Origin of the sequence: Sporosarcina sp. Marseille-Q4063 (genome assembly GCF_018309085.1) — a bacterium.
Taxonomy (GTDB): Bacteria; Bacillota; Bacilli; order Bacillales_A; family Planococcaceae; genus Sporosarcina.
Map to the genome: position 1 here is coordinate 38,938 of NZ_CP070502.1, position 21,905 is coordinate 60,842.

The window sequence follows — 21,905 nt, forward strand, 5'->3', positions numbered from 1 at the left end:
TATGAAATCTACTTTAGAAAAGGTGTTTATATGAAAAACTTTATAATAATCGGCGCCGGAATATTAGGGGCGTCAACTGCTTATCACTTGGCCAAAGCTGACGCTAACGTAACGGTAATCGACCGGGGGGAGCCCGGACAGGCGACGGACGCAGCGGCGGGAATCATTTGTCCATGGTTATCCCAACGACGCAATAAGGCCTGGTATGAACTTGCAAAAAGCGGAGCAGCGTATTATGAAACGCTTATTCAGCAACTTGAAAGTGACGGCGAAACTGAAACAGGTTATCGCAAAGTCGGGGCGATTAGTTTACATACCGATTCAGAAAAGCTGAATAAAATGGAAGAGCGAGTAATCGATAGAAAGGAGCATGCCAATGAAATTGGGGATGTTCGAAAACTAACTTCCGAAGAAACATCTGCGTTATTTCCTCCGTTGTCAAACGAATTTGGATCCATCCAGATTAGTGGCGCGGCAAGGGTAAATGGACGCGAATTAGTAAACGCGCTGTTAAATGCAGCAAAAAAACAGGGTGCTATTTTTGTAAATGGTTCAGCCAAACTATCGTATTCAAATAATGAAATAACAGGCGTAAGCGTAAGCGATGAACAATATAGCGCCGATAAAGTGATAATTACGGCAGGTGCGTGGGCAGGCGAGTTATTAGCGCCCCTCGGAATAAATCTACAAGTAAAAGGACAAAAAGCGCAAATTGCCCATCTTCAAGTTGAGAATAAAAATACAGAAAACTGGCCTGTCGTTATGCCGCCTACAAATCAATATATACTTGCATATGATAATGGGCGAATCATAATTGGCGCAACCCATGAAGATGATTTGGAATACAATCAGAAAGTTACTGCTGGCGGCTTGCACGAAATTTTTGATAAAGCATTATCAATTGCTCCCGGTTTAGCAGAAGGGGAATTTAAAGAAGCACGTGTAGGGTTCCGGCCATTCACACCGAACTTCTTGCCGATTATCGGTGCTGTTCCAGGTTTGAAAGGGATAGTTCTTGCCAATGGATTAGGCGCATCGGGCTTAACGATTGGTCCGTATTTAGGCTATCAACTTTCCAAGCTCGCACTTGGTGAAAAACTTGATATCGACCTAGATTTGTATGATGTTTCCACGGCCATTTCAACTAATTAAACGCTTAAAAGTCTTCGTTTCACAATCTCGACATCAAGATATCTCACTTAGACTGCAATCTATGTTAAAATAAAAGTATAGATAACAGTCAGGATCTAATAGGAGGTGTGTTTCTATTGGAAAAGCTAGAAAGTATTATTAGAAATGTAAAGCTATTTAAAGATTTAACAGATGAAGAAATTAAGCCTTTTCTCGAAGTCATGACGAAAAGAACATTTTTAGATAAAAACATTATTTTTTTACATGAAACGCCAATTACGCATGTCTATATTGTCGCTTCAGGTAAAGTGAAAGTATTTAGAAACGATTTGTCGGGAAAAGAGCAAATTATTTGCGTGAAACAGCAAGGAGATATGTTTCCAAACGTCGGTTTTTTCCGGAAAGAGAATTATCCGGCTAATGCGCAAGCGATTGAGGATACTTCACTTTATTTAATATCGCTAAAAGACTTTGAAAATGTATTAATCGCAAATCCTCAACTTTCAATTAAATTATTCCGAATTTTAGGCGACCTAATTGTTGATACACAACAGCGATTAGAAGAAATGGCTTTACGAAGCACGAAAGAAAGAATTCTTCTTCTATTAATTCGCCTTGGTGAAACCCATAAAGGCAATGAGAGAGATGGATGGATCAAGATCAACACGAAATTTACGAATTCGGATCTAGCTAATATGATCGGAACGACGAGGGAATCTGTAAACCGCATGATTTCACAGCTGCGAAAAGAAGAGAAAGTAAAATTAGTAGATGGTCATTTCTACATTTACCCAGACAAATTAAAAGAAGAAATATACTGAATCAGAAAAATGCTGTTCGAATGAGAATTCTCATTTGAACAGCATTTTTTATTTTGCCCAAAATTGATAGTAACTCGATTGTTCATCATTTTGTCACTTATCTATATCTGCATTACAGACCGGTTATTTATTCAATAATTACTGTCTGGATAGTCCATGAACGTTGCTGTAACAACGTTTCTATTTTAATAGTTCCGGATGAATTTAGTAATCTTTTAAAACCTTAACAGGATTTTATAAACTACTATTTTTTAGTGTGATTAATATCACATCGTTGAGAATGATTATCAATTAAGCTGAAAGCAAGAAGAATATAGGAGGTGTTTTCGGATGGTAACCGAAAAAACTAATGTCAAGAAAGAGGTAGAACAAAACGAGAAATACTCACTAAAGGGAACAATGTTTTCGGTGGGGGTCGTAGCCGCAGTCATTATCGCCACTTATTTAGTACTATTCGTTTTATACATGATAAGAGTATAAGGAGGAGAAACCATGAAGATGCATCGTTATGAAGAAATTTGGCTTGGTTTAAGCTTTGGAATCTTAATCATATTTATGTTGGTCGTCGGTTATCAAACATTTGCAATGGGAATGGGTCCCCCAAGCCATAAAGAAACAATTGATCCGCAAAAAGTTGATGAAACAGCACCATTTGATAATCCCGGTGTTTTCCAAACGGGAGACAATGAATACGAAGTCGTGATGACCTTGCAAACATTTGGGTTCACGCCAAACAATATTGAGGTACCTGTTGGGGCGAAGGTCACATTTACGATGACTTCAAAAGACGTTGTCCATGGATTCCAGGTTGCTGGCACAAACTTAAATGCGATGGTAATGCCTGGTCATATTCAAAAAATCACGCAAACATTTAAAGAACCTGGTGAATATTTAGTTCTGTGTAATGAGTACTGCGGAATTGGTCACCAAATGATGAGTACGTCAATTTTCGTTAAATAAAAGGAGGGATGTAAAGTGGAAACAGTCATTAACAAACCAAATTTAAAAAAGACAACTAAGAAGAAAACAATTAAAGAAAAAGCGCACCAGATTTTAGGTGTAGTTCCAGAAGATGCAAAACTATCGAAATCTTATATGGCCGTTGCGTTTATCGCATTACTAGTAGGTGGGTTTTTAGGATTATTCCAAGGGTTGGAACGTGCAGGGTTATTACAATTACCTTCCTGGTTCACCTATTATCAAGTATTAACGGCACACGGCATATTATTAGTTCTAGTATTAACAGCGTTCTTTACGATAGGTTATTTTTATGCGGGGATGTCCCATACACTTGGCGGATTATTACCGCAAGTTAGAAAGATGGCCTGGATCGGTTTTTGGATGAAAATTGCTGGATTTGTCGTCGCGGTAATTCCAGTTTTGATGAATGAAGCAACCGTCTTGTATACGTTTTATCCGCCAATGGCAGCATCGCCGTTCTTTTACATCGGATTGGCATTGATCGTACTAGGCGTATGGGTGTGCGCATTTGGAGCTTTCATAAACGTTGCTAAATGGAGAAAAAGCAATCCAGGAAAGCATATTCCGATTTTCGCTTTCTTTGCGACAGGCGTATTCGTTCTATTATTCTTCGGTAGTATCGGCGTCACAGTAGAAGTTGTTACGTTAATCTTTTGGTCGGCCGGTTTACTTGAAACTGTAAACGTTATGGTTAGTCGGACGTTATTCTGGGCATTCGGACATACGCTCGTTAATATTTGGTACTTGACTGCGGTGTCTGCATGGTACATTATCGTTCCGAAAATAATCGGTGGAAAAAGATTCAGTGATACGTTAACGCGTGTTGTCGTCATCTTGCTTGTCATCACAAACATTCCAGGCGGGTTTCACCACCAAATTGTCGACCCGGGAATGTCACAGGCGCTTAAATTCTTGCACGTGTTCATGAGTTTATCCATCGCGTTTCCATCCCTAATGACGGCATTCGCATTGTTCTATGTATTTGAACGCACAGGACGTGCAAAAGGCGGAAAAGGGTTACTCGGTTGGCTTAAAAAGTTACCTTGGGGAGATGTCCGGTTCTTAGCGCCATTTATCGCAATGTTAGCCTTCATACCAGCAGGCGCCGGTGGTATTGCACAGACAACAAACCAACTGAACCAAGTTGTCCATAACACAATGTGGGTAGTAGGTCATTTCCACTTGACCGTCGGAACATCGGTCATCTTGACGTTTTTCGGAATCACTTATTGGTTAATCCCGTACTTATCCAAACGGGTGTTAACACCAGCAATGAATAAGGTAGGGGTTATCCAAACAATCATTTGGACAGTCGGAATGCTCTTTATGTCGGGTTCCATGCATTATGTAGGGTTACTCGGATCACCTCGTAGAACATCTTATACAACTTACGGAGATCATGTGGTTGCGCTTGGTTGGGATCCGTATATGTTCTTGTTAGCAATCGGCGGAACTCTTCTAATCATCGGTGTAATTATTCAGGTGTATGCGGTATTCCATATGATGTTCTTTGCACCTAAAGGAGAAACAGAATTTCCGATTGCAGAACCAGAGGAAGAAGAAGAAAAAACACCAATGTGGACAGATCGTTGGGGATTATGGATTGTCCTTATGCTGCTAGTCGTTTCAATGGGATATGTCATACCTCTTGTAGATTTAATCGTAAATGCACCGCCAGGATCGCCGCCATTTAGAACCTGGTAAGGGGCTATCAAAAGAGAGATAGTCTATGGGCTATCTCTCTTGCCGTTAGAAAACTAAACTGTATGGGAAGTGGTGTAGATGAGAAAACATCGGAATTCAATAGGAATTGTTGTTGTGCTGTTATTCGGTTTCGCACTGTTCTATTTTGGAACCGATGGATTTACCGCATATACTGCTGAAACTGCTCGGGTGAACCAATTAAAAGAAGATCAACCTAAATTTCCAATCGTGACACTGGAAGATAGTAATCATCGTATTTATCCATTTTCCGAATTTCAAAATAAATATGTGCTGGTAACTTTTATCTACACAACTTGTACAACAGTTTGTATTGAATTGGAAATGAATATGTCTGAAGTCTATAGTCGAATTCCGGAGAAATTTATCGGCGAGGAAATTGTGTTTTTAAGCATCAGCTTTGATCCAACGGTTGATGACCCGGAAAGATTGGATATGTACAAAAATTATTTTGACAGCGACGGAGAAACATGGAGAATGGCCAGAATTGAAAACACGTCGGAATTAGAAATTTTGTTAGATGAGTTTGGTGTAATCGTTATTCCGGATGACTACGGGAACTATGCGCATAATTCGGCATTTTATTTAGTAGATAAAGAAGGTAGCTTAATTGATGTTATGGACTATAAGGATATCGAAGGTTCCGCATCAAAAGTTATCAAAATCCTTAATAATGAAGTGGGGGCGTAATAAATGAAACAAGCTAAGTATGGTTTGCTCTTATTTATTTTCCTAGCTATCCCACCAGTCGCCAATCTATTGGAATCAATCATGATCATCCATATGCATATGCAAATGCCGCTGCTCATAATCGCAGGATTTTTTATGGCAAAGTTCCTTATTATTCGTTTTCCAGGTTTTTTCGAAAAGTGGAATCAAAATGGCATACCAGGCATTCTCTTGTTTCTAGTCATATTGCTTTACTGGATGATTCCAAGAACGATGGATGAGGCCTTAACGCTCAATAGCATAGAAATTTTCAAGTTCATCAGTTTGCCATTCTTAGCGGGAGTGCCATTACGTGATAGTTGGAGAAAGCTAAGCATCTTTAAAAGAAACATTCTTTTAATCGTAATTACGATTATGTCTTTTGGGTTGGGACTGCTCTACGTTAAATCGCCAGTGCAATTATGCAATAACTATTTATTAATCGAGCAAATCACACTCGGTTGGGGATTCTTAACAATGGCCATTTGCTTAGTTATTTACTTATTATACATTTCCTTCACTGATCAATCTGCTTATGAATGAAATGCATTACCTAATAGTTCCTGACCATAAAAAAAGTACGAGAAGGAATATACTTCTCGCACTTTTTGTAAATTAAATCTGGCAATTACTTAATATTATCAAGCAATGTTTCTTTCATACTCTCATAGGCGCCGCTCCAAAGCTGGTTGTCTTCTTTGAATGCTTTGCCAGTGATTCCTATCAATTCTTTGAATTTTTCATCGTAATCGGGTGCATCTTTTGCTGGTAGTTTTTCTCTATACTGATCAACAAATTGCTTCGTTCGTTCAGCGATCGGACCCCATTTGGCAATTTCGTTTCCATCATTATCAATGAAGATGAAAATCGGGATGGTGCGCGACTTGCCGTTTGTTAAATACTGGTCCATCAGTTCTAAGTTTTCATCACGTGGAAGAAGTCGAACTGGCATATTCGTTTTTTCCGAAAGGCGAAGTAAAACCGGAATATTTAACATGCAATGGCCGCACCAAGGTTCAGCTAAAACAATTACGCGCAGTTCTTTTTCTCTAATCGATTGAAGGAAGCTTTCATCCTCTGGAACTGAATAATTTGCATAAATATGTGAAAAGCCAGCCTTATGTTTTTCTAAAGATTTAATATACTCATCTGGTGTAATTCCTTTTTCATACCACTGATTTAACTCCATTTAATATCGACTCCTTTATTATGCTATATAGTAAATTGTATCGACAGATCAACTATTGGTAAACCTTAATGCTTAGAAATTGTATTTAAATAAGAAATATTTGAAATATACTTTTCCTTTCTAGTTGATAAGGGTATAATATGGATATTAATTCGCCGATATGGGTGATTCATATTCATATGAAAATAAAGAGCTGAAGGGGATACATTCACCATGACAGTACAAATGATTGATGTTAAATTATGTGTTGCAAAAAAGAGAAAACCGGAATCAAGTCAATTGGAGTTTGGAAGAGTATTTACTGATCACATGTTTGTCGCTGATTATACGGAAGGGCAGGGCTGGAGTGATCATCGAATTGTTCCCTACGAGCCGATCATGTTAGATCCTGCGGCGGTTGTTTTTCATTATGGTCAAACGGTATTTGAAGGATTAAAAGCTTATTTGTCGAAAGATGGTGCAGTGAGATTATTCCGTCCCGAACAAAACATGCGGAGAATGAATCAGTCGAGCGCAAGGCTATGCATGCCGCAAATCGATGAAGAATTAGCAATCGAAGCGTTGAAAGAACTCCTGATTATCGATAAGGAGTGGATCCCGACAGCGGAAGGTACGTCTCTTTATATACGTCCTTTCATGATTGCAACAGAATCTCATTTGGGTGTATCACCTTCTAAAAAGTATACGTTTATGATTATTTTATCCCCTGTAGGATCTTATTACAAAGAAGGTATTCATCCGGTGAAAATACTTGTCGAAAATGAATATGTTCGGGCGGTAGCAGGCGGAACTGGAACAGCGAAAACAGCAGGAAACTATGCTTCGGGTCTCAGAGCCCAAGAAGTTGCAGGTCAAAAAGGCTATGCGCAAGTCCTGTGGTTGGACGGTATTGAAAAGAAGTATATCGAAGAAGTCGGGAGTATGAACATCTTCTTTAAAATTAACGGGGAAGTAATCACTCCGATGTTAAACGGTAGTATATTAGAAGGAATCACTAGAAAATCAATTATTCAATTATTGAGTCACTGGGATATTCCGGTTACTGAACGCAAAATTTCAATTGAAGAAATTCGTGAAGCTACTGAAAATGGAACTTTGGAAGAAGCTTTTGGAACTGGAACTGCAGCGGTTATTTCTCCAATCGGTGAATTCAATTGGCAGGATAATAAATACGTTGTCAACAACGGCGAAACTGGTCAACTATCAAAAAGATTATATGATAATTTAACAGGTATTCAAACGGGCGCGATTGAAGATCCGTTTAACTGGATTGTAGAAGTGGATAAATAATCAAGTAAAAGAGTAGCCTAATCAAGGCTATTCTTTTACTTTTCCTAACGAATCCATATAAAAACTACCTTTTAGAGCTACTTAATTTCAAAAATCTGTAGAATCATTTACAGTTAAGATAAGTACTTATGAAGGGGAGCGAGTAACAATCGAAACTATTCAGCAACTCCGATTAGCGCGGATGCATACAATTGGACGATTAAAAAGGGTTGAAGAATCCAAGTGGGACGTTCAACCGAAAGGCCATAATAATAATATTTTATGGCAAGCAGGTCATATTTTTGTTACCGTGGAGCAGTTTATCCAACAATGTGTAAAATCGTATGACCCTGTTGAGCCAGATTGGATTCCATTATTTATAGATGGAACGAGCCCTGATGAGTGGGAAGGAAACGTTCCTGCAGGAGAAGAAATTTTAGCAGCGTTAAGAGCTCAATTGGAAAGAGTCATTCCGGTTTTCGAAAATAGACTAGCAGAAAAAGCGGATGAGCCGTTGATAATAGGCGATAATATCATGACAATTGATAGCATAGAAGGCTACATTCAATTTTTGAGTTGGCATGAAGGAACTCATTCAGGTGCGATTAATGCCATGAATCTTTTTGGATAGGGAGGAAACGAATATGGAAAAATTACAGTCAATGGAACAGTTTGAACTGCTAAAAAATGATGAACGTACAGTTTTCATGTTTACAGCCGGATGGTGTCCAGATTGCAGAGTGATTGAGCCGTTCTTACCGATTATTGAAGTGGATTACCCTGAATATACTTTCATATCAGTAGATCGTGATGAGTTTATCGATTTATGTGTAGATCTCGATATTTTTGGAATCCCAAGTTTTATTGCTTTTAACGAAGGAAAAGAATTAGGTCGTTTCGTAAGTAAAAATCGTAAAACCCAAGAAGAAATTGAAGAGTTTTTAAATAGTCTTTCTTAATAACTTTTCGAAATTAATCATTGCAAAAAATCAGATATACCTGTTTGGTATTTCTGGTTTTTTTGCTAGTTAGCATCGAAATAGTAAGGAGTTAACGTGTGAATGAATGCAAATCGAAACGTAATCGTTAGAGCGCTACCCGGAATTATTCTTTGTTTAATCGTCATCTTGGCTGGCATATACATAGCAGATTCAATAGGAGAGTTAATCATTAGCTTTAACTTATTGCCTCCGGGAAGTGCAAGTCCGGTATCAGGTATTTTTGTCGCAATTATTATTGGTATTATTATTCGAAATACAATCGGATTGCATAGCGTTTTTATGGAAGGCGTTAAAATATCGCTCAAATATGCGTTACGTGCCGGAATTATTTTACTCGGTTTACGCTTATCATTAGTAGAAGCAGTTAAGTTAGGCGCATGGGGACTACCTTTAATCATCGCCTGCATTTCAAGTGGGTTAGTCATAACGCTTTATTTTACTAAGAAGTTAAAACAGTCTGAACGGCTAGGCACTTTAATTGCCTGCGGTACTGGTATTTGCGGTGTTACAGCAATTATGGCAACCGCGCCAGTTGTAAAAGCAAAAGATGATGAAATTTCTTACGCTGTCGCGAATATTACAGTATTCGGTTTAATCGGCATGTTATTTTATCCGTATTTGGCGAATTTATTTTTCGGTAGCGACCCCATTAAAGCAGGATTATTTTTGGGAACAGCAATTCATGACACGGCACAAGTAACGGGCGCGGCACTCATTTATAGCCAAATGTATGATTTTGAAAAGGTTGTTGACGTCGCTACTGTGACGAAATTAACTAGAAATCTATTTATCATCGCAGTCATTCCGTTTGTTTCATATTTGTTTTTCAAAGGAGCGAAAACAAAAGAAAATGAAGGGCAATCTATTCCCAAATGGTACAATTTAATTCCATTATTCGTCATTGGTTTTTTACTCTTAGCATTGACTCGAACGATTGGAGATTTAACCGTAGGGAATTCAGGCTCCGCATTTGGTTTTCTTTCGAAAAGTACATGGGAAGGATTCTATAATTCATGGAGTTCATTCGGTTCAACATATCTGTTAGGCATTGCCATGGCGGGAGTAGGATTATCAACAAATTTCGCTGTTTTTAAAGGTCTGGGAATTAAACCATTTTACATAGGAATGATTGCAGCAGTATCCGTAGGCATCGTCAGTCTTACATTAATTTCTTTATTCGGCCACTTAATAACTATATAGCATAATAACCTTAGTCTTGAACAACCTACTCAGGACGGAGGTGACTATATTTGAATACGAATCAAAACGATAATAAAGAAAAAACGGGGAACAAAAAAGACAGAGAAGAGTACGGATATGGCTACGATCGAAGCGTTGAAGATTTAAATGTTATCGGACAAAACAAAGCAGCAAAAAAACATAACAATAAAAAGTAATAGAATACACGCGACGCTGTTCTTTTTTGAACAGCTTTTTTTATTTTTGATATAAATACATAATCTTCATTTTTTGTGGTTATCCTAGCCTTATAATAAATTAGGGAGGAAACCTCATGAAAAAAGTTTCACTATTTTTAACAGCAATGCTCCTATCTTTATCTTTAATGGGATGTAACTTCAATAAAGATAAAAACAACAATGCGACAGACACTGCAGATACGAACGTTGATCAAGGAACAGAGGACAATGCGAACAATGACAATAATAACGGTGACACAAACTTGGAAGTGGCTCAAGACGCAGCAGATCGTATAACAGAATTGGATGGTGTGGAGAGTGCAACCGTCATCGTCACTGATCAAAATGCCTATGCCGCTGTAGTATTAGACGGAGACACCACGGATGAGAGCGGCAACAACGATAATAATGACGACACAGCTTCTAACGAAAATAACGACACGGATACTGGCACTGACACTGACACTGACACTGACACAAATAATGACAATGCGAATCAGGAGTTGTCATCTGACTTAGAGAATAAAATCGCGGAAAAAGTAAAAGAAGCAAATGACAATATCGAAAATGTATATGTTTCATTAAATCCTGACTTCGTGGATAGAATGACTGATTATGCAGACAAGATTGATCAAGGAGAACCCGTAGAAGGATTTTTTGAAGAATTTTCAGAAGCCGTACAAAGAGTGTTTCCAGATGCAAAATAACCAAAACAACAAAAGCGCCCAAAGCTAGATGCAATCAAAAACAGGACCTTAAAATGGTCCTGTTTTTATTTTAGCATCAAATTCTATGCTCGTTATATTGATGCATTTCTGTTAAGTTTTTGAGCTTTTCCAATTGTTCAGCTGGACATCCTTTTTCGTATGCAACAATAGAATCAAGTAATTGCTTTGTTGTTCGAGCACCAACTAATGCAGAGGAGATTGTGTCGTTTAGGAGCGCAAACGCGATTGAAGCGGCGTGTAAATCGTCCACTTCGTCGTTCAAAGAATTTACAGTGTGCTGCAGTTCGGATGCTTTATAAAGCGCAAAACCGTTCGATACATTTGCTTTTTCTTGACCTTCCATTGTTAAATATCCTTTAGCTAAAGTTCCCCTGGTAATAATCGAAGCGCCTGAACCGCTTATTAAAGGAAACCACTCCTCGGGTCTACGGTCGAGTAAACTATATTGCATCATAACTGAAATTGCCGTACTTTTTTCCAGAAAACGGTTAATGACGGTGGGTCGTATCGAAGAAATCCCATATTGGCGAATTAATCCTTCTTTTTTCAAGCTTTCAAAAGCATCGATGGTTTCATCAATATTATCTTCCATCGTCCCCCCGTGGAGTTGGTACAAATCAATGTAATCTGTTCCTAATCGGTGTAAACTATGCTTCACTTCCTCCATGATGTGGTTTTTCGTCGGGTCCCATGTCCATCCTTTACCATCGGGGTTTAACTTGTTGCCAACTTTCGTAGCAAGTATGACTTTTTCGCGATGTTCTTTCAGTGCTTTTCCGACAAGTTTTTCATTTTTACGCCCATCATAAATATTGGCAGTATCGAAGAAATTAATACCGGCATGAATCGCAGTATCTACAATCTCCTTGACCTCTACTTCATTATTCGGAAATGACATTGTTCCCAACGCTAGTTCTGACACGTATAATCCGCTTTTACCTAACTCTCTCTTTTTCACGGAAACACCACCTTATTAATAATCATGGTACAATGACCTCAACATAATTTCCATATGGAAGGGTTGATATAATGGATAAATTTGAAGAAAAAACATTGTCGAGTCAGACAATTTATGATGGTAAAATAATTTCACTTAGACTTGAAGAGGTTGAATTGCCGGACGGGAATCTAGCGAAGCGTGAACTTGTTCAACATCCGGGTGCGGTCGCATTAATTCCCATAACAAGTGAAGGGAAGCTTGTTTTGGTTAAGCAATTCCGAAAAAGTCTTAATCGAACATTGATTGAAATTCCGGCTGGCCGCATTGAAATTGGTGAAGAACCTGGGGTTACAGCAATTCGGGAACTAGAAGAAGAAACCGGTTACGGTGCCCACCAAGTTACTTATATTCAATCCTTTGCAACTTCACCAGGTTTCGCTAACGAAATTATTCATCTCTACTTGGCTGAGAATTTATACGAAATTGACAATCCCGCCGATGGTGATGAAGATGAATTTATTGAACTGCTTGAAGTAACAATAAACGAAGCAGAGCAATTGGTTGCAACTGGTGAAATTTATGATGCAAAGACAGCTTTTGCTGTAATTTATGCAAAACATCAATTGAAAAAGTGAACTATTTTCATATGGACGAGCATACTCTGTATTAAATAAGCGGAGGTGCAGTCAATGATCCGTTCACTCTCATTTACTTATCTTTTCGTCATCCTAGCTGTTGGATACCTCGGTGGTGCGCTATTATTCCGAGAAATGCCTTTAGTATCTGTAGAAAAATTGCTCGTATTATTCGATGGCAGGGTTGTTGAAGGTCACGGAGCGAATTTTATCAAGCCGGTGTTAATGAATGCTGTTTTTTTTCTTGTAGCTTTCGGTCTTTCTTTAGTTAAGAAACTACGCTTTTTGGTTACTTTTATCGGTGCTTTAAAATGTGTGTTATTCGGTCTGTCGACGGGTTTCTTGCTTTCCACGGGTATGAAGATGCTGGCGTATACAGTTTGGTGGTTTCCATTCCAACTCGCCATTTGTTATTTATTGCTCTTATTTTGCGCAATTTTAAAACCGCCATTCTTCATTCGGACGGTGGGGCAGAGAAAACGAAATGATAAAGCCTTATTATTTTTACTAGGCTTGGCAATTCTCGTTACCGCGATTGAATATTCGGTTTTTTACTATATTCTTAAATAAGTATTTCCATAGATTCTTCTTTCCCCTTTCCTTTCTGTTGTCTTCTATAAACGTCTTTTGATATAATGAAGACAGTTTGAGGGGGGCGTCCTATGGAGAGCCGAATTGATCGGATAAAAAAACAATTACATGGCGCCAGTTATAAGTTGACGCCACAGCGTGAAGCTACAGTCGTGGTCCTCCTTGAGCATGAGGCGGATCATTTAAGTGCAGAAGATGTTTTTTTGCTCGTGAAGAAAAAGTCTCCTGAAATCGGTCTTGCAACTGTGTATCGAACACTTGAATTGCTAACAGATTTAAAGATTGTTGATAAAATCAACTTTGGAGACGGGGTTTCGCGCTATGACTTGAGGCAAGAAGGCGCGACACATTTTCATCATCATCTTATTTGCATAGAATGCGGTACTGTGGATGAGATTAAAGAGGATCTTCTTGGAGAAGTTGAGAAAATTGTAGAAAGTCGCTGGGAATTTTCTATTAAAGATCACTGGTTAACTTTTCACGGAATCTGTAAACGTTGTAAAGATAGAGAAACTGAAAAATGATTATACGAGGACAGCCTAATGCTGTCCTCTTTCTCGTTATGGAATGAAGGGGGATTCAAATGGAAAGTACACAATTTGCCCTTGAAGATTATTTACATTTTTTGAAGATTGAACGACAATTAGCTGCTAATACAATTACTTCTTATCGGAGAGATCTGACAGACTATATCGAGTTCATTGCAAACTCAAAAGTAGAGTCTATTGATGCAGTTGCTAGACAAAATATTATTTCCTATTTGCAAGTAATGAATGATGAAGGTAAGTCCGCTAGAACTGTTTCAAGACATATTTCATCTATTCGTTCGTTCCATCAGTTTTTGTTGCGAGAAAAAATAACAACAAATGATCCAACGGTGCACATAGAACTTCCGAAAATTGAACAAAAACTGCCACGAGTTTTATCATTAGATGAAGTTGGACAGTTAATCGATGCGCCGGATCAATCGAAACCTCAAGGCGTAAGAGATGTCGCGCTACTTGAAGTGTTATATGGAACTGGAATGCGCGTTAGCGAACTTATTAACCTTGACCTTGATAATATTCATTTAACGATGGGTTTTGTCCGTGTTTTTGGGAAGGGTGATAAAGAAAGAATTATTCCACTAGGAAATAAAGCGATTCAGGCTTGCACAAGCTATGTTAATGAGGCGCGACCAAAATTTATAGAAAAACTAAAGGGCCCTCAGGATGCATTGTTTGTCAACATGCGCGGCGGCAGATTGACAAGACAAGGTTGTTGGAAGCTATTAAAGGCTCATGCGCTGAGTGTTAACATTCAAAAGAAAATGACGCCGCATATTTTAAGACATTCATTTGCTACGCATTTAATTGAAAACGGCGCTGATTTACGTGCGGTTCAAGAAATGCTTGGGCATGCAGATATTTCAACAACACAGATTTATACGCATGTTAGCCGAACCCGATTAAAAGAAGTATATGTAAAGTTTCATCCGCGAGCGTGAAAATTAGGAGGAATCCCTGGTGAAAAAAGAAAAGTTTAAACGAATCCATGTATTGGTACTTGATTCTGTCGGAATTGGAGAAGCGCCCGATGCTGAACTATTCGGAGACGCGGGATCTGATACCCTTGGTCATATTGCGGAAGCGATGAATGGGTTAAATATGCCGAATATGGCGAAGTTGGGTCTGTCAAATATCCGGGAGATTAAAGGCGTGCCAGTAGCAAAAGAACCATTGGCGATGTATGGAAAAATGCAGGAAGCATCTGTTGGTAAAGATACAATGACTGGACATTGGGAGATAATGGGGCTCAACATTGATAAACCATTTAAAGTGTATCCCAACGGATTTCCATCAGAACTTATTGCTGAACTTGAAAAACGAGTTGGACGAAAAGTAATTGGCAATAAGCCTGCAAGTGGTACGGGAATTATTGATGAACTTGGTAAAGAGCATATGGAAACAGGTGCAATTATCGTTTATACATCCGCAGATCCTGTTCTTCAAATCGCTGCACATGAAGAGATTATTCCCATTGAAGAACAGTATGAAATTTGTGAAATCGCACGTGAACTCACATTATCACCTGAATATTTAGTCGGTCGCGTTATCGCGCGTCCGTTTATCGGAGAACCGGGTAATTTCACTCGGACAACGAACAGACATGATTATGCGCTAAAGCCTTTTCATCGAACAGTGATGAATGAACTTGAAGATGCGAATTTAGATGTGATTGCGATTGGTAAAATTTCAGATATTTTTAATGATGAAGGAATTACAGATTCCGTGCGGACAATTAGTAATATGGACGGTGTCGATAAGCTGCTAGAAGTAATGGAAAGGGATTTTCATGGCATCAGCTTTACAAATCTTGTCGATTTTGACGCGTTATTTGGCCATCGCCGTGACCCAATTGGATATGGTCAAGCACTTCAAGAGTTTGATGCAAGGTTAGTGGAGATAATGAATTTATTACGTGAAGATGATTTATTAATCATCACGGCAGATCATGGTAATGATCCTGTTTTTGAAGGTACTGACCATACTCGAGAATACGTTCCATTGCTTATTTATTCGCCATCGTTTAAAAAAGGCGGTCCAATGCCAATCAATGAAACATTCTCGGATATAGGCGCAACAATTGCAGATAACTTTAAGGTGAAATTACCTGAGTATGGAAAAAGTTTTCTATCATTACTTGAGAAAAAGGTGAATTAACGATGAGAATGGTTGATCTTATTAAGAAAAAGCGAAATGGTGATTCTTTATCAAAAGAGGAGATTATTTTCTTTATTAACGGCTATACAACTGACGCTATTCCCGATTATCAAGCAAGTGCCTTGCTGATGGCAATTTACTTTAAAGGTATGACTGCAGAAGAACAAGCCGATTTAACAATGGCCATTGTCGAGTCAGGTGCCCAGATCGATTTATCGTCCATCGAGGGTGTAAAAGTCGATAAGCACTCGACTGGCGGAGTCGGAGATACGACATCTCTGATTCTTGTCCCGTTGGTGGCTGCTTGCGGTGTTCCTGTTGCGAAGATGAGCGGTAGGGGACTTGGACATACGGGGGGGACTCTGGACAAGTTAGAAGCGATTGAGGGGTTTCATATTGAGCTGACAAGTGAAGAGTTTGTCAATCAAGTAAATGAGTTGAAACTTGCGATAATTGGTCAAAGTAAAAACTTGACGCCTGCTGACCAGAAAATTTACTCCTTACGAGATGTAACAGCAACGGTTGATAGCATACCGCTAATCGCAAGTTCAATTATGAGTAAAAAAATTGCAGCTGGAGCCGATGCAATTGTTCTCGATGTAAAAACGGGCGATGGAGCTTTTATGAAATCCAAGGAAGATGCATTGAAGTTAGCTAAATCCATGGTGGAGATTGGCAATCACGTAGGGCGAAAAACGATGGCAATTATATCTGATATGAGCCAGCCACTTGGAAATGCTATTGGGAATTCTCTTGAGGTGATTGAAGCAATCGATACGTTAAAAGGTATAGGACCAAAGGATTTAACAGAACTTTGCCTTGTCCTAGGCAGTCAAATGCTTGTCGTAGGCGAAAAAGCAGAGACGTTGGAAGAGGGACGTGGCATGCTAGAGCAGGTGATAAATGACGGAACGGCACTCGAATTATTCGGTACGCTTATTGAAGCACAAGGAGGCAACCGTGCAATCATTCATGACACTGCGCTTCTTCCGACAGCGAAGTATAAAATCGAAGTACAAGCTGCGCGGTCAGGTTATATTACCGAGATGGGCGCAAATGACATCGGCGTCGCGGCGATGTTGCTAGGTGCCGGACGCGCGGATAAAAATGATGTCATTGATTTATCCGTTGGTATCGTCCTGAAAAAGAAAATAGGTGATTCTGTTCAAAAAGGCGACGTACTCGCCGTCATTCATTCGAATACTGAAGCGGTTCAGCAATCGGAATCACTCCTTCAAGAACATATAATCATTGGCGATGAAGCTGTTTTACCGCCGCAACTTATTGGTGAAGTCATTCATGAATAATCGATAAAGAAATCAAAAGCTATCTTTTTTAACCGAGTTAAATCGGTTAAAAGGATAGCTTTTTTTAATTCTATGTGTAAATCAATTCGAAGCGGTCAATACTTCTATGGAAAGCGGATTAATGTCGAAATGTAAGAAGTTTTACCGGTTAATGACTAGTTTTGCTAGGTCAAAGGATTCCCCTTCAGTAATGTGGAATTAAAACGCATGAAGGAGGGATTTTCTATGGCGAAAATCGAGATTATTGATAACGGGATTTTAATAGCAACTCTGAGAGGTGAACTAGACAATCATAAGGCAAATCAAATCCGTTCAGATATTTCAGCATCTATCTTTACGGGGCAAGTACGTGCAGTTATTTGGGATTTAGAAGGGCTTGGATTTATGGATAGCGCGGGGATTGGACTGATACTTGGGAGAATGCGTGACTTATCACCCGTTGGCGGGGAGACTCTTATTCTAAATCCATCTGCGACTATGAATAAAATTTTCGGCTTTTCAGGACTCGGTGAAAATATTAGATATTGTACGATCGAAGAAGCGATCGGGGAGATTGGAGGGGTTGTACATGAACAATGAAATGACTTTATCTTTTGTTGCTATCGAAGAAAATGAGGCATTAGCGAGAATGGCGATGACATGTTTTATTACCCCGCTAGATCCGACAATCGAAGAAATTTCAGAATTTAAAACGATTGTTTCGGAAGCGGTGACAAATGCAATACTGCACGGATACGAAAATGATGGGAAAAGTCTAGTTAAAATCCATGCCAAAATTGATGACCAAACAGTATCGATGACCGTGAGTGATGAAGGGGCTGGAATTGATGATTTAGCCCGCGCTATGGAACCGATGTATACAAGTAAACCGCATATGGAACGTTCAGGAATGGGTTTTACCATTATGGAAAGTTTTTCGGATAGCTTGTCCGTCGAATCGGTAATTGGCTCAGGTACAGTAGTCAAATTCGAGAAAAGATTTTCTCCGATTACGGAAACGAGCAGAATGAGGTGACGTATGGACGCATCCGTTGAGAAAAAGCATGCTTTATTGTCCCAGGAGAAGATGAGAGAACTTATCAAAGTTTCGCAGGAAGGCGATAAAGAGGCGCGGAAGTTGATGGTCGAAGGTAATACGCGTCTCGTTTGGTCTATTGTTCAACGTTTTGCTTCTCGAGGCGCGGATCCGGAAGACTTATTTCAAATCGGCTGCATCGGCCTGATGAAGTCGATTGATAAATTCGACCTATCCTATGAAGTTAAGTTTTCCACTTATGCAGTCCCGATGATTGTTGGGGAAATCCAACGTTTTTTAAGAGATGACGGCATGGTAAAGGTCAGTCGGTCAATTCGTGAACTAAGTTTCAAGATTCGTCATGCAACAGACGATTATGTGAAAAAGAGCGGAAGGTACCCGACACTAGCTGAAGTAGCCGAAATATTAGAGGTTAAATTAGATGATGTCATACTGGCTTCAGATGCGCTCAGAGACCCTGCATCGTTACATGAACAACTATATGAAAATGAAGGCGACAGTTTAACATTAATGGACCAACTAAGAGATGACCGTTCAGAAAGAGTATTTGATCACATACCTTTGCGCGATGTCATTTCAAAATTAAATAAAAGAGACCAAACCATCATTTACATGCGCTATTACTTGGATTGCACACAAAGCGATATTGCCGAACGAATAGGTATATCGCAGGTTCAAGTGTCAAGACTAGAAAAGAAAATATTAGCCCAATTAAAGTCATGGATGGGGGCTAATCTAGAGGAAAGTACGGTAAAAAAGTGAGGACGGATTAGTGTAATGGAAAAACTCTTCAAATCGATGAAAGACGGAGAAGACTGGTTTAATAAATGTTTCGGCAAAGATGAAACATTTGATGCAATGGCCCGGTCGATTCATCTTTGGGATATGCCTGCATTACTTCTGTATATTAACGGTCTCGTTGACGGGGATAGCTTGTTATCGCTGTTAACAGAAATGCAAGGTAAAGACGGATGGGACGGGGAAATTAGAGACGACAGCGAACGTTTTTTAACATTTTTTCCGTATCATTCCGTCGAAGCGGTAAAAGATCAAGACGATATGTTAACGTCTATCCTAAGCGGACAAGCCGCATTCATTACGCCAAGTGGCTATGCGTTCGTAATTGACGTTAGGTCTTACCCTGGCAGGCAGCCTGAGGAGCCGGATACTGAAAAAGTAATTCGCGGGGCTAGAGACGGGTTTACAGAAAATATCATTACAAATACTGCGCTTGTTCGTAGACGGCTTCGTACGGAAGATTTACGGTTCCAAATGCATCGAACAACCGTAAACGGAAAAACAGACGTCGCAATTGCGTTTATTCAAGGGGCGGCAAGTGAAGAGCATCTCGCTTATATACGGGAGCGCTTAGATAAAATAGTTCATGATGGTCTTACGATGACCGACAAATCGCTTGAAGAGTTTCTGTTTAAACAGAGATTTCATCCGATGCCATTTGTTCGTTTTACCGAACGTCCGGATATATGCGCAGCACACTTATTGGAAGGACATATTGCCATCATGGTCGATACGTCACCGTCGGTTATACTCGTCCCGGTTTCGTTGTTCCATCATCTTCAGCATGCAGAAGAATATAGGCAAGCTCCGTTAATTGGTACTTTCGTGAGACTTATTCGTTTTGTAGGAGCTGGATTGAGCTTAGTTCTTTTGCCATTTTGGTATTTGCTTGCGACAAAACAGCATTACCTTCCAGATTATTTAAGTTATATCGGTCCGAATGATATTGGAGAAATACCTCTGCTAATTCAAATATTAATGGCGGATATTGGAATTGAAGTGCTTCGCATGGCGGCCATTCATACGCCAACGCCGATGTCTACTGCAATGGGGTTAGTTGCAGCAATCGTCATTGGTCAAGTCGCAATCGATGTCGGGTTATTTACACCGGAAGTTGTTCTGTATGTAGCCGTAAGTGCTATTTTCACGTTTGCAATTCCTTCATTTGAATTAAGCATTACAACGAAAGTTTTTAGGATATGCATACTTTTGTCAACGGCAATATTAGGCGCACCTGGCTTTTTCATGTCAGTTGCGGTATTGTTTTATTATTTATGTTCACTGAAGCCAATGGGTGTGCCGTATTTATGGCCGGCTGTTCCATTCTTCCCGCGTGCAATGATGCGAGTCCTTATCAGGTTTCCAATGACTGCCGATGCCCCGCGTCCATACATTACAGATGCCCCGGAAAGGGATCGTATTAAATAGAACTTTGCAACTCCTCCACTGTCTATGATAAAATTTAAGATAGTAAATTTTAGAAGGAGGAAAAGCCTCTATGCATCTATATGGAACTCAATCAATTAATGACCGTGGTCATTTGGCGATTGGGGGCGTCGATACAGTCAATCTTGCTAATACGTACGGTACGCCTTTAATTGTTTATGATATAAATTTGTTCCGGGAACGGGCTAGGGCCTTCAAAAAAACATTTCAGGCTGCTGGGATAAATGCGCAAGTTGCTTATGCAAGCAAGGCATTTTCATCAATAGCTATATATGAAGTTGCAAAACAAGAAGGCCTATCGCTCGATGTCGTCTCAGGAGGAGAGTTATACACTGCTGTTCAAGCGGATTTTCCAAGAGAGAAAATACATTTTCATGGGAATAACAAAAGTTATAGCGAGATTGAATATGCCTTCGATGAAAAAATTGGTTGTATCGTCGTTGACAACTTTTTGGAAGTTTCAATCATCAAGGAAATTGCTGAATCGAGAAACCAGGAAATGGATGTCCTTATTCGCGTAACGCCGGGTATCGAAGCCCATACGCATGATTATATTACGACGGGGCAAGAAGATTCTAAGTTTGGTTTTGATTTGAAAAATGGACAAGCTGATGAAGCTTTTCGTCAATTGTATAATCATTCTTATATCACAGTTCTAGGAATGCATTGCCATATTGGTTCGCAGATTTTTGAAACGAACGCTTTTCGTGTCGCCGCAGAAACATTAATCGATAAAATGATTTATTGGCGTGATAATGATAATTTTATTTGCCGTGTTCTAAATTTAGGTGGCGGTTTCGGGATTCGCTACACGGAAAAAGATCATCCCTTAAGCCCATCCGAGTATGTCGAGGAAATGGCAAACGTCGTATTATCGATGACGCGTATATTCAATTATCCAATTCCTGAGATATGGATTGAGCCGGGAAGATCACTTGTCGGCGATGCCGGAACGACTTTATATACGGTTGGAAGCACTAAAGAAATTCCGGGAGTTCGCAAATATGTTGCAGTTGACGGCGGGATGTCAGATAATATAAGACCTGCTCTATACGGGGCGGAATACACGGCGGTGTCCGCAAATCGAATGACTGAACCACATACCGCGGAAGTGACAATCGCGGGGAAATGTTGTGAATCAGGCGATAAATTAATTGAAAAGGCCACCATTGCTTCTGCAATAGAAGGAGATATTATTGCAACTTTTTGTACAGGGGCGTACAGTTACTCCATGTCGAGCAATTATAATCGATTACCAAGACCGGCTATTGTGTTTGTCGAAAATGGAGAAGAGCAACTGGTTGTAAGACGAGAAACTTATGAAGATATTGTAAGACTCGATCTACCCTTACAAAAAGTAAAGCGAGGGGGGGAAATATGAGAAGGCGTAACCTGCTTCTTTTCATAGGTATCCTCGTCGTAGCTGTTATTTGGGGAGCATTATACTGGTTCTATATAGTACCCGTAATTGATCCGCAATAA

The 21,905-nt window shown here is 39.5% G+C and carries 26 protein-coding genes; 24 read left to right on the top strand and 2 right to left on the bottom strand.

Going from position 1 to position 21,905, the window contains the following annotated elements; translation table 11 throughout:
• Window positions 1–30 precede the first annotated feature (30 nt).
• The 7 genes from JSQ81_RS00200 to JSQ81_RS00230 all read left to right on the top strand — a co-directional run bounded on the left by JSQ81_RS00200 (window position 31) and on the right by JSQ81_RS00230 (window position 5,906).
• Complete coding sequence (locus JSQ81_RS00200) at window positions 31–1,152, top strand: NAD(P)/FAD-dependent oxidoreductase (RefSeq protein WP_212605753.1); 1,122 nt, start codon at window positions 31–33, stop codon at window positions 1,150–1,152.
• 116 nt (window positions 1,153–1,268) lie between these two features.
• Window positions 1,269–1,952 carry a Crp/Fnr family transcriptional regulator gene (locus JSQ81_RS00205; RefSeq protein WP_212605754.1) on the top strand — a complete coding sequence of 228 codons (684 nt, stop codon included), beginning with the start codon at window positions 1,269–1,271 and terminating at the stop codon, window positions 1,950–1,952.
• Window positions 1,953–2,282: 330 nt separating this feature from the next.
• The gene (locus tag JSQ81_RS00210) at window positions 2,283–2,432 is read left to right on the top strand and encodes a cytochrome c oxidase subunit 2A (protein ID WP_212605755.1); all 150 of its coding nucleotides are present in this window, start codon (window positions 2,283–2,285) and stop codon (window positions 2,430–2,432) included.
• A 12-nt stretch (window positions 2,433–2,444) separates the two neighbouring features.
• Window positions 2,445–2,912: a cytochrome c oxidase subunit II gene (locus JSQ81_RS00215; RefSeq protein WP_212605756.1), complete on the top strand. Its 468-nt coding sequence runs from the start codon at window positions 2,445–2,447 to the stop codon at window positions 2,910–2,912.
• 15 nt (window positions 2,913–2,927) lie between these two features.
• Window positions 2,928–4,637, top strand: coding sequence for a cbb3-type cytochrome c oxidase subunit I (locus JSQ81_RS00220; protein WP_249336591.1), 1,710 nt, complete (start codon window positions 2,928–2,930; stop codon window positions 4,635–4,637).
• A gap of 78 nt (window positions 4,638–4,715) precedes the next feature.
• The gene (locus tag JSQ81_RS00225; protein ID WP_212605757.1) at window positions 4,716–5,345 is read left to right on the top strand and encodes an SCO family protein; all 630 of its coding nucleotides are present in this window, start codon (window positions 4,716–4,718) and stop codon (window positions 5,343–5,345) included.
• A 3-nt stretch (window positions 5,346–5,348) separates the two neighbouring features.
• On the top strand, window positions 5,349–5,906 hold the full coding sequence (locus JSQ81_RS00230) for a hypothetical protein (protein WP_212605758.1): 558 nt from the start codon (window positions 5,349–5,351) through the stop codon (window positions 5,904–5,906).
• An 85-nt stretch (window positions 5,907–5,991) separates the two neighbouring features.
• Here JSQ81_RS00230 and JSQ81_RS00235 read toward each other — a convergent pair whose 3' ends face one another.
• A complete protein-coding gene (locus JSQ81_RS00235; RefSeq protein ID WP_212605759.1) occupies window positions 5,992–6,552 on the bottom strand; it encodes a thioredoxin family protein in 561 nt (186 codons plus the stop codon).
• Between the two features lie 213 nt (window positions 6,553–6,765).
• On the opposite strand from JSQ81_RS00235, the gene JSQ81_RS00240 reads away from it, so the two are divergent.
• The 6 genes from JSQ81_RS00240 (at window position 6,766) to JSQ81_RS00265 (ending at window position 10,947) form a co-directional block, all read left to right on the top strand.
• Entirely contained in the window at window positions 6,766–7,842 is a 1,077-nt protein-coding gene (locus JSQ81_RS00240) for a branched-chain amino acid aminotransferase (RefSeq protein WP_212605760.1), read from the top strand.
• Between the two features lie 157 nt (window positions 7,843–7,999).
• The gene (locus JSQ81_RS00245; protein ID WP_256437738.1) at window positions 8,000–8,452 is read left to right on the top strand and encodes a DinB family protein; all 453 of its coding nucleotides are present in this window, start codon (window positions 8,000–8,002) and stop codon (window positions 8,450–8,452) included.
• A 13-nt stretch (window positions 8,453–8,465) separates the two neighbouring features.
• Complete coding sequence (locus tag JSQ81_RS00250) at window positions 8,466–8,780, top strand: thioredoxin family protein (protein WP_212605762.1); 315 nt, start codon at window positions 8,466–8,468, stop codon at window positions 8,778–8,780.
• Window positions 8,781–8,882: 102 nt separating this feature from the next.
• The gene (locus tag JSQ81_RS00255) at window positions 8,883–10,022 is read left to right on the top strand and encodes a YeiH family protein (RefSeq protein ID WP_212605763.1); all 1,140 of its coding nucleotides are present in this window, start codon (window positions 8,883–8,885) and stop codon (window positions 10,020–10,022) included.
• A gap of 50 nt (window positions 10,023–10,072) precedes the next feature.
• Window positions 10,073–10,219, top strand: a complete 147-nt coding sequence (locus JSQ81_RS00260) for a hypothetical protein (protein ID WP_212605764.1) — start codon at window positions 10,073–10,075, stop codon at window positions 10,217–10,219.
• A gap of 116 nt (window positions 10,220–10,335) precedes the next feature.
• Window positions 10,336–10,947: a YhcN/YlaJ family sporulation lipoprotein gene (locus tag JSQ81_RS00265; protein WP_212605765.1), complete on the top strand. Its 612-nt coding sequence runs from the start codon at window positions 10,336–10,338 to the stop codon at window positions 10,945–10,947.
• Between the two features lie 76 nt (window positions 10,948–11,023).
• On the opposite strand, the gene JSQ81_RS00270 is transcribed toward JSQ81_RS00265, so the two are convergent.
• Window positions 11,024–11,926 carry an aldo/keto reductase gene (locus JSQ81_RS00270; protein WP_212605766.1) on the bottom strand — a complete coding sequence of 301 codons (903 nt, stop codon included), beginning with the start codon at window positions 11,924–11,926 and terminating at the stop codon, window positions 11,024–11,026.
• 71 nt (window positions 11,927–11,997) lie between these two features.
• Here JSQ81_RS00270 and JSQ81_RS00275 point away from each other — a divergent pair, with 71 nt between their 5' ends.
• The 11 genes from JSQ81_RS00275 (at window position 11,998) to lysA (ending at window position 21,804) form a co-directional block, all read left to right on the top strand.
• Window positions 11,998–12,543 (top strand): NUDIX hydrolase, encoded by a 546-nt coding sequence (locus JSQ81_RS00275; protein ID WP_212605767.1) that lies wholly within the window; start codon window positions 11,998–12,000, stop codon window positions 12,541–12,543.
• Window positions 12,544–12,597: 54 nt separating this feature from the next.
• Window positions 12,598–13,113: a hypothetical protein gene (locus JSQ81_RS00280; protein WP_212605768.1), complete on the top strand. Its 516-nt coding sequence runs from the start codon at window positions 12,598–12,600 to the stop codon at window positions 13,111–13,113.
• A 92-nt stretch (window positions 13,114–13,205) separates the two neighbouring features.
• Window positions 13,206–13,658, top strand: coding sequence for a ferric iron uptake transcriptional regulator (locus tag JSQ81_RS00285; RefSeq protein ID WP_212605769.1), 453 nt, complete (start codon window positions 13,206–13,208; stop codon window positions 13,656–13,658).
• 59 nt (window positions 13,659–13,717) lie between these two features.
• Window positions 13,718–14,620, top strand: coding sequence for a site-specific tyrosine recombinase XerD (gene xerD / locus JSQ81_RS00290; protein WP_212605770.1), 903 nt, complete (start codon window positions 13,718–13,720; stop codon window positions 14,618–14,620).
• A gap of 19 nt (window positions 14,621–14,639) precedes the next feature.
• Window positions 14,640–15,836 (top strand): phosphopentomutase, encoded by a 1,197-nt coding sequence (deoB, locus tag JSQ81_RS00295; RefSeq protein WP_212605771.1) that lies wholly within the window; start codon window positions 14,640–14,642, stop codon window positions 15,834–15,836.
• A 2-nt stretch (window positions 15,837–15,838) separates the two neighbouring features.
• The gene (locus tag JSQ81_RS00300; protein WP_212605772.1) at window positions 15,839–17,143 is read left to right on the top strand and encodes a pyrimidine-nucleoside phosphorylase; all 1,305 of its coding nucleotides are present in this window, start codon (window positions 15,839–15,841) and stop codon (window positions 17,141–17,143) included.
• A 225-nt stretch (window positions 17,144–17,368) separates the two neighbouring features.
• On the top strand, window positions 17,369–17,722 hold the full coding sequence (locus JSQ81_RS00305; RefSeq protein WP_212605773.1) for an STAS domain-containing protein: 354 nt from the start codon (window positions 17,369–17,371) through the stop codon (window positions 17,720–17,722).
• The gene (spoIIAB, locus tag JSQ81_RS00310) at window positions 17,712–18,158 is read left to right on the top strand and encodes an anti-sigma F factor (protein WP_212605774.1); all 447 of its coding nucleotides are present in this window, start codon (window positions 17,712–17,714) and stop codon (window positions 18,156–18,158) included. The genes JSQ81_RS00305 and spoIIAB overlap by 11 nt, the downstream gene beginning before the upstream one ends.
• A 3-nt stretch (window positions 18,159–18,161) precedes the next feature.
• Window positions 18,162–18,941, top strand: a complete 780-nt coding sequence (locus JSQ81_RS00315; RefSeq protein ID WP_212605775.1) for a SigF/SigG family RNA polymerase sporulation sigma factor — start codon at window positions 18,162–18,164, stop codon at window positions 18,939–18,941.
• A 15-nt stretch (window positions 18,942–18,956) separates the two neighbouring features.
• Window positions 18,957–20,405 (top strand): spore germination protein, encoded by a 1,449-nt coding sequence (locus JSQ81_RS00320; RefSeq protein ID WP_212605776.1) that lies wholly within the window; start codon window positions 18,957–18,959, stop codon window positions 20,403–20,405.
• A 70-nt stretch (window positions 20,406–20,475) separates the two neighbouring features.
• A complete protein-coding gene (gene lysA / locus JSQ81_RS00325; protein WP_212605777.1) occupies window positions 20,476–21,804 on the top strand; it encodes a diaminopimelate decarboxylase in 1,329 nt (442 codons plus the stop codon).
• The last annotated feature ends 101 nt before the right edge of the window (window positions 21,805–21,905 follow it).

Coding starts and splice junctions, on each gene's coding strand:
- JSQ81_RS00200 (WP_212605753.1), top strand. CDS start 31: ATGAAAAACTTTATAATAATCGGCGCCGGAATATTAGGGGCGTCAACT.
- JSQ81_RS00210 (WP_212605755.1), top strand. CDS start 2,283: ATGGTAACCGAAAAAACTAATGTCAAGAAAGAGGTAGAACAAAACGAG.
- JSQ81_RS00215 (WP_212605756.1), top strand. CDS start 2,445: ATGAAGATGCATCGTTATGAAGAAATTTGGCTTGGTTTAAGCTTTGGA.
- JSQ81_RS00225 (WP_212605757.1), top strand. CDS start 4,716: ATGAGAAAACATCGGAATTCAATAGGAATTGTTGTTGTGCTGTTATTC.
- JSQ81_RS00230 (WP_212605758.1), top strand. CDS start 5,349: ATGAAACAAGCTAAGTATGGTTTGCTCTTATTTATTTTCCTAGCTATC.
- JSQ81_RS00235 (WP_212605759.1), bottom strand. CDS start 6,552: ATGGAGTTAAATCAGTGGTATGAAAAAGGAATTACACCAGATGAGTAT.
- JSQ81_RS00240 (WP_212605760.1), top strand. CDS start 6,766: ATGACAGTACAAATGATTGATGTTAAATTATGTGTTGCAAAAAAGAGA.
- JSQ81_RS00250 (WP_212605762.1), top strand. CDS start 8,466: ATGGAAAAATTACAGTCAATGGAACAGTTTGAACTGCTAAAAAATGAT.
- JSQ81_RS00255 (WP_212605763.1), top strand. CDS start 8,883: ATGAATGCAAATCGAAACGTAATCGTTAGAGCGCTACCCGGAATTATT.
- JSQ81_RS00265 (WP_212605765.1), top strand. CDS start 10,336: ATGAAAAAAGTTTCACTATTTTTAACAGCAATGCTCCTATCTTTATCT.
- JSQ81_RS00275 (WP_212605767.1), top strand. CDS start 11,998: ATGGATAAATTTGAAGAAAAAACATTGTCGAGTCAGACAATTTATGAT.
- JSQ81_RS00280 (WP_212605768.1), top strand. CDS start 12,598: ATGATCCGTTCACTCTCATTTACTTATCTTTTCGTCATCCTAGCTGTT.
- JSQ81_RS00285 (WP_212605769.1), top strand. CDS start 13,206: ATGGAGAGCCGAATTGATCGGATAAAAAAACAATTACATGGCGCCAGT.
- xerD (WP_212605770.1), top strand. CDS start 13,718: ATGGAAAGTACACAATTTGCCCTTGAAGATTATTTACATTTTTTGAAG.
- JSQ81_RS00300 (WP_212605772.1), top strand. CDS start 15,839: ATGAGAATGGTTGATCTTATTAAGAAAAAGCGAAATGGTGATTCTTTA.
- JSQ81_RS00305 (WP_212605773.1), top strand. CDS start 17,369: ATGGCGAAAATCGAGATTATTGATAACGGGATTTTAATAGCAACTCTG.
- spoIIAB (WP_212605774.1), top strand. CDS start 17,712: ATGAACAATGAAATGACTTTATCTTTTGTTGCTATCGAAGAAAATGAG.
- JSQ81_RS00315 (WP_212605775.1), top strand. CDS start 18,162: ATGGACGCATCCGTTGAGAAAAAGCATGCTTTATTGTCCCAGGAGAAG.
- JSQ81_RS00320 (WP_212605776.1), top strand. CDS start 18,957: ATGGAAAAACTCTTCAAATCGATGAAAGACGGAGAAGACTGGTTTAAT.
- lysA (WP_212605777.1), top strand. CDS start 20,476: ATGCATCTATATGGAACTCAATCAATTAATGACCGTGGTCATTTGGCG.